This is a genomic window from Candidatus Beckwithbacteria bacterium (assembly GCA_012797845.1).
Classification (GTDB): Bacteria; Patescibacteriota; Microgenomatia; order UBA1400; family UBA1449; genus JAAZOH01.
The window spans coordinates 1-7,367 of record JAAZOH010000020.1; the positions used below are offsets into that span (position 1 = coordinate 1).

Here is a 7,367-nt window from a genome sequence, read left to right on the forward strand (position 1 = left end):
ATAAAATATTTAAAACGAGTTGAACTCCAAAAATAGTCAAAGCTTTTTTGACTTCTTTCTTTCCAAAGCCCTGTTGCCAAACAAGATATAAGGCCATACCCATCAAAATAAACAGAGTAGTCCAGACTGGAGCAAACACCCCATTGGGCGGATTAAAACTTGGCCTAGCTAAACTTGCATACCAAGTAGGAATAGCCGGACTAGTAAATACTGAACCGATAAATCCGGCTATGAGAGGGATAAGGATTGAGATAATAAGTTTGGGAATCTGTACTTTCATATTACTGGCATTTTTCAAAAGCCGGCAAATGTTTTTGCTCTGAAGCTTGTGATAAAGCCATAAATACACTAGTAATATCTGGGTATTGCACAACTTGGGGCAAGAGCTGTTCTTGATACAAAGCTGCATTAGCAATTTCAGCCTGAACCCCATCACTACAAGCCTGTTGTAGGGTAGAGGGACTAGCAATGTTGCCCAACCAACGATTAGCTGGAATTTCTAAGCTATATTTATCATACAAAGCTTTTAAGGCAGCAATATGCTGCTCTTCAGCTCTGATAATCATAATAAAAGGACGAACCGCACCCAAGCTCTCTACCGTAGCTTGATATGTAGCTAAGGCTTTATATTCATCATCCAAAGCTAGATCTAGGGCAGTAGCAACACTTGAAGGTAACTGGGCAGCTGGATAAGTAAGGTCAGCAACTTCCAAACAGCTCTCTCCAAAACACGTTTGTAAAGATGCAGCAGGGGAAGCTTCAATACTAATCTGAGCTGGTTGCATTGGAGCTTTTTCGGTTTGGACCGAATGTTTGGAGCCAAATATATAAAAACCTAAAACCAAACCAGCTAATAAAGCTAAAATTCCAATCAACAAAATAGTGTTTCCTGAGCTAATTTTAGCTGTTTCTTTAGAATTTTTCATAGATTTTAATAAATAATTTAATAATTAGTTTACATAATATTAAAATTATACCCGCCTCTCCCCTTCATCCTATAATTCGTTCGATTTAATTTCGTTTCGTATTGATTTAGCTATATAAATCTTGTTTCAGATTTATGTTTCATGTTAATTTTATATAAAGGGCAGATTTTATTAAATACTCATTTTTTGTTTATGCCCAGAAAAAAATCTAAATCCCCTGCTAAAAAAATCTCTCCCAAACTGTTAGCAGCTGGTGCTGCAATTGTAGTACTGTTACTAATCGGCACGTTTGTCTTTGCGGCTGACCCTGAAAAGAATAACGGTCTTGATATTAGTGGTGGTTTGCGAGCCTTAAGAGCTTGGGTTCAAGAAATGAATGATGTTAAAAATGAAGCACAGGGTTGCTGTCTGCCCCACTGCGAAGATATGGGTAAAACTGAATGTAGCCAGCTGGGCGGTACTCTTCAAAGTGATAGCTGTAGTGAAATTGAACAATGCAAATTGGGTTGTTGCCAAGTTGAGTGTTTGGTCAAAGAAAATTTTCCGCAAGATTCTTGCATACACTCCGGAGGTGATTGGAAAGCAGGGACTTGCGAGATTGGCTGTTGTCAGTACGAAGGCGGTTCTACTGAAGTTCCCAAAAAAACCTGTTTAGAGTGCATGGATGGGATTGACTGGGAAGTGGGTCAGTGTGGACCCGGTTTTGAAGTTGATATGAATAGTAGTTGGTCAAAAGAGATTGCCGGCAAAATAATTAGTCAAACTATTAATGTTAAACTTCATACATGTGAAGATACGGTTTTTTCTACCTGGACTGGTACGGTCAGCACGGTAACAAATGGTAGGGCTAGTAGTTGGCCTATGAGCTTAAACTTGGAAGAAGGCTCGTATGAATTTAACAATAATGCCGGTATGTTTGGTTATGAGGCTAGTGTTACTCCAGGAAAAATGAATATGACTTGGATGATGGGTATTGGTGACTATGTCCAAGATTTGGAGGGCAATATTAGAACTGGTGTAGTGGCTTGTCAAAAACAGTTGTAAGGAAAATTTATAAATTCATTTACCATTGATACGCTTCAGGAAGAACCGTATCCAGCTCATAACCATCAAGACGTGGGTAGAGCCTGTAATCAGCTATTATTCCAATTGGTTTATCAAATGAGGTAATAATAAGTTTGCTATCAATATCTTCCAATCCTCCTTTTGGGAAAATGTAGTGATAGGTATTCTGAGACTTAAGCAATGATGCATAAGTATATGCTCGGCTATATATACAACGTGAGATTTCGTCCCATTTACACCACTCAATATTTTGGCACAGTTCAATTAATTGATGGCTATTGGCATTATAGGCAACTTGATCAAAATGTTTTATGCCATAAGCAAATCTATTGATATCATTAGAGTCATGAATTAGAAATTTAGCTTGGTGAGTTTGTGTATCAGTTATTGGACGTAGTTCCTCTTTTAAAGATAAAAAGTCATTGTAAGGAATTTGTTTAAGTAAAAAAGAAGCTGATAAAAACACAAGTCCAAGACTTAAGAAAACTGCTACCAATTTAAAAGCTTGATATAAAAAAGCAAGTAGTACATACGGCAAGATATATAAAGTGCTTAAGTAATAATCTAGCTTATCTCCTTTATAAATACGCAACATAATAAAGATAAGTAAAAAGTAAAGCAACAGCCATCGTTCTTGACGTTTATTTTTAAGACTCACCCACCCTAAAACTAAAAGCCCTAGATATAACACCAAACGACCAAGCCAATAATTGTGATGCAAACCTATAAGAACTCGCTCCACAAAACCTGGTAAAAAAGTAAACACATAAGCTGGCTTGCTGATTTGATCATAGTAGTGACTGTGTTCCAGGGTAAAAAATTTGATAATTTCTTGAGTATTATGAAAATTATTATTAATCTCAGCTAGTGCGTAAGGGGTAAATGTCAAACAGGATAAAACAATTCCTACTAGCCAATACTTTAAAAAACTGGGTCTTTTATAAACTGTCCAAGCAAAAAGTATGAGTGAAAATGGCAGCAGCATTACTGCCTGATAATGGAGATGGATTGCTAGCGTAGTTGCTAGTAGTGCTCCTACTATCGCCCATGGTTTTTTATCTTTAATAAAAAGGACCCAAGCCCACAGGGCTATTGTACTCAGCAAGGGAACCAGTGTCGGACTCCAAGTATTAACTGAATTACTTAAAACTGTTGGTGAAAAGGCAAAAAAAACAGCAGCTAAAAAAGCGTATTCAAATTTGACAAATTTTTTTAAAATGAGCAGTAAAAAAATCGGAGTGGCTGTAGTTATAACAGTAGTAAACCACTTCATAGCCAAGGGATAATTACCACCTAGCAAGCTTACGATTAAGTGTAATTGGTAATAAAATGGCGGCACATAAAAATTCCACACACTGGCTTTAGGTCCATAAGCCACAATGTATTCATGACTGGCAATGCGATTTTCTGTTAGTAGCACATCCCGAGCCACATCTTGACTAAAAGAAGTATATAAAGAACTATATAGTAATCTAGTACACAAAAGTCCAATAAAAAAAATGAGGGTTATTTTACTTTGAAATGAGAAGGTCTTGAGCTTTAACATACTAAGATTATAACTAATCTGGTATCTAGGATACCAACATAGTATCATTAATAGTAATCAAATCATCCTGCCCATGAATACTTTAAAAGCTCTCTTATTCCCTAAGTCAGTAGCTATTATTGGTGCTTCCCGTTCTCCTAAAAAAGTCGGGGCGATCGCTTTAAAAAATATTATTGCTTCAGGCTTTAAAGGTAAAATTTATCCGGTCAATCCTAAAGAAAAAGAGATTGCTAAACTTACCTGTTATTCAGATATTACTAGCTTACCCCAAAAACCGGATTTAGCCGTCATTGCTGTCCCCGCTCCTATCGTGATTCCGGTTTTGGAGCAACTTGGCCAAGCTAACATCAAAAATGCAGTAATTTTTAGTGCTGGTTTTAAAGAGATCGGCGAAGCTGGACTGGAACGCGAACAGCAACTTATTAGTTTAGCTAAAAAATATCAACTGAATATTTTGGGTCCAAACTGCCTGGGTTTTGCTAATAATAGCTGTCCAATCAATGTTACTTTTGCTCAAGTAGTTAAGCAGCCTGGTAACTTGCGCTTTTTATCTCAATCCGGAGCTATTGCTTCTTCAATTTTTGATTGGTTTGAAGCCAGCCATTTGGGTTTTGATCAATTTATTACTCTGGGCAATAAGTCGGTCCTGACTGAAAATGATTTCTTACAATACTGGCTCGACCATGATAAAGAAAATAGTAATAAAGATTTAGCTGCTGCCCAACCAGTTGCCATGTATTTAGAATCTATTAGTCATGGTCGTACTTTTACCAAACTAGCTACCAAGCTCTCTCAAAAACAACCACTGATTATATTAAAACCAGGTAAATCTCAAGCTGCAGCTAAAGCTATGCAGTCTCATACTGGTGCAATTGCCGGATCTGATGCGGTTTTGGATCAGGTTTTGAGACAAGCCGGAGTCATCCGCTGTGATGGTCCAGAAGAGCTCTTTGATTTATCTCGCAGCTTTTCCTGGCAAAATGCCCCACTTGGCCCCAATGTCGCGGTAGTTTCCAATGCTGGCGGGCCAGGGGTGATTAGTGCTGATGTCATCTCTGAAGTTGGTTTGCAACTAGCCGAATTTGATCCCACCACTAAAGCCGAGTTGGTCGCCAAACTTCCCCGAGAAGCTAGTATTTTAAATCCGGTTGATGTTTTAGGTGATGCTTTGGGCCAACGCTATGAAGATGCCATTGAAATTGTCCTAGGCAAAGATTGCGTCCATGCCCTACTGATTATCTTAACTCCTCAAGTTATGACTCAGATTAGCCAAACCGCCGAAATGATTGGCAAAGTCGCTGCTAAATTTGATAAGCCAGTAGTTTGCTCGTTTATGGGTGGTAAAAATATTAGCAAAGGCGAGAAGGTTTTAAATAGCTATCATATCCCTTCTTTCCGTTTTCCTGAACGGGCTATCAAAGCACTAGCTAAAATGTGGTGGTGGCAACAGTGGCGGCAAACCCAAGGTCAATTTAGTAAAACCACTACTACCAAAATGATTGATCAGAATAAAGTAAAACAGGTCATTGATAAAGCCACATCTCAAAACAGACCTACTTTAGATAGTTTTGAAACCAATCAATTGTTTAAAGCTGCCAAGATTACCATCCCTCCAACTGCCTTGGCTAAAACTCCATCCCAAGCTCAGCATTTTGCCAGAATTCATGGTTTTCCAGTGGTTTTAAAAATGATCTCTCATAAACTCCTGCACAAAACTGAAATGAAGGGTGTAGTTACTAAGATTAAAAACCGTGATCATTTAGAGAGCGTTTATTCTCAAATGGCTGAACAAATTCATCAACTTGAACCAGACATTAAAGATACGGTCAAAATCCAGGTTCAAAAACAGATTCTTGATGGGGTAGAAATTATTGCTGGCATTAAACGCGATCCCAATTTTGGCCCAATTGTCATGTTTGGTGCTGGTGGCACCTTGGCTGAATTGATTGCCGATCGTAATTTGCACACGCTTCCGCTTAACTCTGATCAGGCTCGGTTTTTAATTGAGCACAGTAAAATATATAAAATTCTTAACGGGTATCGTGGTCAGAGTCCGTATGCTATTGATAAACTAGTTGATCTTCTAGTCAAACTAGCAGCCTTAGCTCAACATACTCCTCAACTGTCAGAAATTGAGATCAACCCAGTTATCGTCACTCATGATAACGTTTGGGCGGTTGACGGGAAAACCATCTTAGCAGAGAATAAATCCTAATATATGGATACTATACAGATCAAACCAAACATCCATTGGGTGGGAGCTATTGATTGGGATCTCAAGCACTTCCATGGCCATACCTACAACACTATTCATGGCGGTACCTACAATTCCTATTTGATCATGGACGAGCAAGTTACTTTAATAGATACCGTTCAGGAAAATTTTACTCAAAATCTAATTGATAAAATTAGTCAAATCACTCCTTTAGAAACCATCCAAAATATTATTGTCAATCATATTGAATACGATCACAGCGGTGCTTTGCCTAAATTGCTGGAACTAGCTCCTCATATCAAACTCTATGGCACCCAAAAAGCCCAAGAGGGTTTAGTTAAAATGTACGGTAGTTCTTGGAATTTTACTGTGGTTAAAACCGGAGATACGCTAAACCTAGGCCAAAAAACCCTGCAGTTTCTGGAAACTCCTATGATTCATTGGCCGGATAATATGGTGACTTACTGTCCTCAAGATAAAATCCTTTTTTCCAATGATGCTTTTGGGCAGCAATATGCTACCAATGAACGTTTTAATGACGAAGTGGATCAGGATATTTTGTACCAAGAACATGCTAAATACTATGCTTCCATCCTCTGGCCTTTTGCAAATTTAATAACTAATAAATTGAAAGAGCTGGAAGCTTTTGATATAGATATGATTGCCCCCAGTCATGGGGTGATTTGGCGTCATGATTTGCCCAAACTTCTGGAAACTTATAAAACCTGGTCAGAAAACCAAACTAAACCCAAAGTAGTTATTGTCTATGAAACTATGTGGCAATCAACCACTACCATGGCTCAAAAGATCGCTCAAGCCATCGAAGAAGCTGGTGTAGAAGTGGTAGTTTTTGATATTGCAACGAGTGATCATACACAAGTTTTGTATCATCTTTTTGAAGCCAAAGCTTATCTTTTTGGCTCTTCAACTCATGATAATGGTATGCTACCTAACTTGGCTGGTTTTCTGCATTTTTTAAAAGGCCAAAAACCCCAACATCGTTTTGGCGCTGCCTTTGGTTCGTTGGGCTGGGGTGGTGGCGCAGTCAAGGAAATCGAAGAGCTGATGCAAGCTACTGGTATTGAAATTGTCCAACCTGGGATTGCTATCAAATATCGACCTACTGATGAAGAATTGAGACAACTTTATGAGTTTGGTAAAAGCTTTGCTGAAAAAGTAAAATCCTTGTAAGATATAGTAAGATTATAAATTTATCCTGCCCCTATGCCCGATTACAAAACTGCCAAAGTTATCAAACATGACAATCCGGCTGCCAAATTCCAAGATTTGGTTTTCGAAACTCCGGAACCTTTCATATTTATTCCAGGTCAGTTTGTCAGCCTTCAGGTGGCCGAAGGTCAAATGCGAGCCTATTCTATTGCTGGTAAGGTAAACGATAATCAGTTTGGACTTTTAATTGATTCTACTCCAGGTGGGCCTGGCTCCCAGTTTGCTGAAAAATTGCAAGTTGGAAATGAGGTTAAGTATTTAGGTCCAGCTGGCAATTTTAAATTTATTCCTGAAGATGGCAGTGAGCATCTTATTTTTCTAGCTATCGGCTGTGGTATCGCTCCGATTAAAGCCATGATTGAATCAGCTCTACGGGAACATGGTC

The 7,367-nt window shown here is 38.5% G+C and carries 7 protein-coding genes; 4 read left to right on the top strand and 3 right to left on the bottom strand.

Annotated elements, in window-relative coordinates; translation table 11 throughout:
• Positions 1-280, bottom strand: a 280-nt coding sequence (locus GYA49_02815) for a tryptophan-rich sensory protein (protein NMC35954.1), incomplete at its 3' end; no start/stop codon positions are given.
• Between the two features lies 1 nt (position 281).
• Positions 282-713: a DUF2202 domain-containing protein gene (locus GYA49_02820; protein NMC35955.1), complete on the bottom strand. Its 432-nt coding sequence runs from the start codon at positions 711-713 to the stop codon at positions 282-284.
• A gap of 405 nt (positions 714-1,118) precedes the next feature.
• On the opposite strand from GYA49_02820, the gene GYA49_02825 reads away from it, so the two are divergent.
• Positions 1,119-1,970: a hypothetical protein gene (locus GYA49_02825; protein ID NMC35956.1), complete on the top strand. Its 852-nt coding sequence runs from the start codon at positions 1,119-1,121 to the stop codon at positions 1,968-1,970.
• A 19-nt stretch (positions 1,971-1,989) separates the two neighbouring features.
• On the opposite strand, the gene GYA49_02830 is transcribed toward GYA49_02825, so the two are convergent.
• Complete coding sequence (locus tag GYA49_02830; GenBank protein NMC35957.1) at positions 1,990-3,537, bottom strand: hypothetical protein; 1,548 nt, start codon at positions 3,535-3,537, stop codon at positions 1,990-1,992.
• Positions 3,538-3,610: 73 nt separating this feature from the next.
• Here GYA49_02830 and GYA49_02835 point away from each other — a divergent pair, with 73 nt between their 5' ends.
• The 3 genes from GYA49_02835 to GYA49_02845 form a co-directional block, all read left to right on the top strand.
• Positions 3,611-5,752, top strand: coding sequence for a hypothetical protein (locus GYA49_02835; GenBank protein NMC35958.1), 2,142 nt, complete (start codon positions 3,611-3,613; stop codon positions 5,750-5,752).
• Between the two features lie 3 nt (positions 5,753-5,755).
• Positions 5,756-6,943, top strand: coding sequence for an MBL fold metallo-hydrolase (locus GYA49_02840; protein NMC35959.1), 1,188 nt, complete (start codon positions 5,756-5,758; stop codon positions 6,941-6,943).
• Between the two features lie 33 nt (positions 6,944-6,976).
• A partial coding sequence (locus GYA49_02845; protein NMC35960.1) for a hypothetical protein occupies positions 6,977-7,367 on the top strand: 391 nt, incomplete at its 3' end.

What these genes read in the sequence shown, in the direction of transcription:
- GYA49_02835 (NMC35958.1), top strand. Translation starts at nt 3,611, where the DNA reads ATGAATACTTTAAAAGCTCTCTTATTCCCTAAGTCAGTAGCTATTATT.
- GYA49_02825 (NMC35956.1), top strand. Translation starts at nt 1,119, where the DNA reads ATGCCCAGAAAAAAATCTAAATCCCCTGCTAAAAAAATCTCTCCCAAA.
- GYA49_02830 (NMC35957.1), bottom strand. Translation starts at nt 3,537, where the DNA reads ATGTTAAAGCTCAAGACCTTCTCATTTCAAAGTAAAATAACCCTCATT.
- GYA49_02840 (NMC35959.1), top strand. Translation starts at nt 5,756, where the DNA reads ATGGATACTATACAGATCAAACCAAACATCCATTGGGTGGGAGCTATT.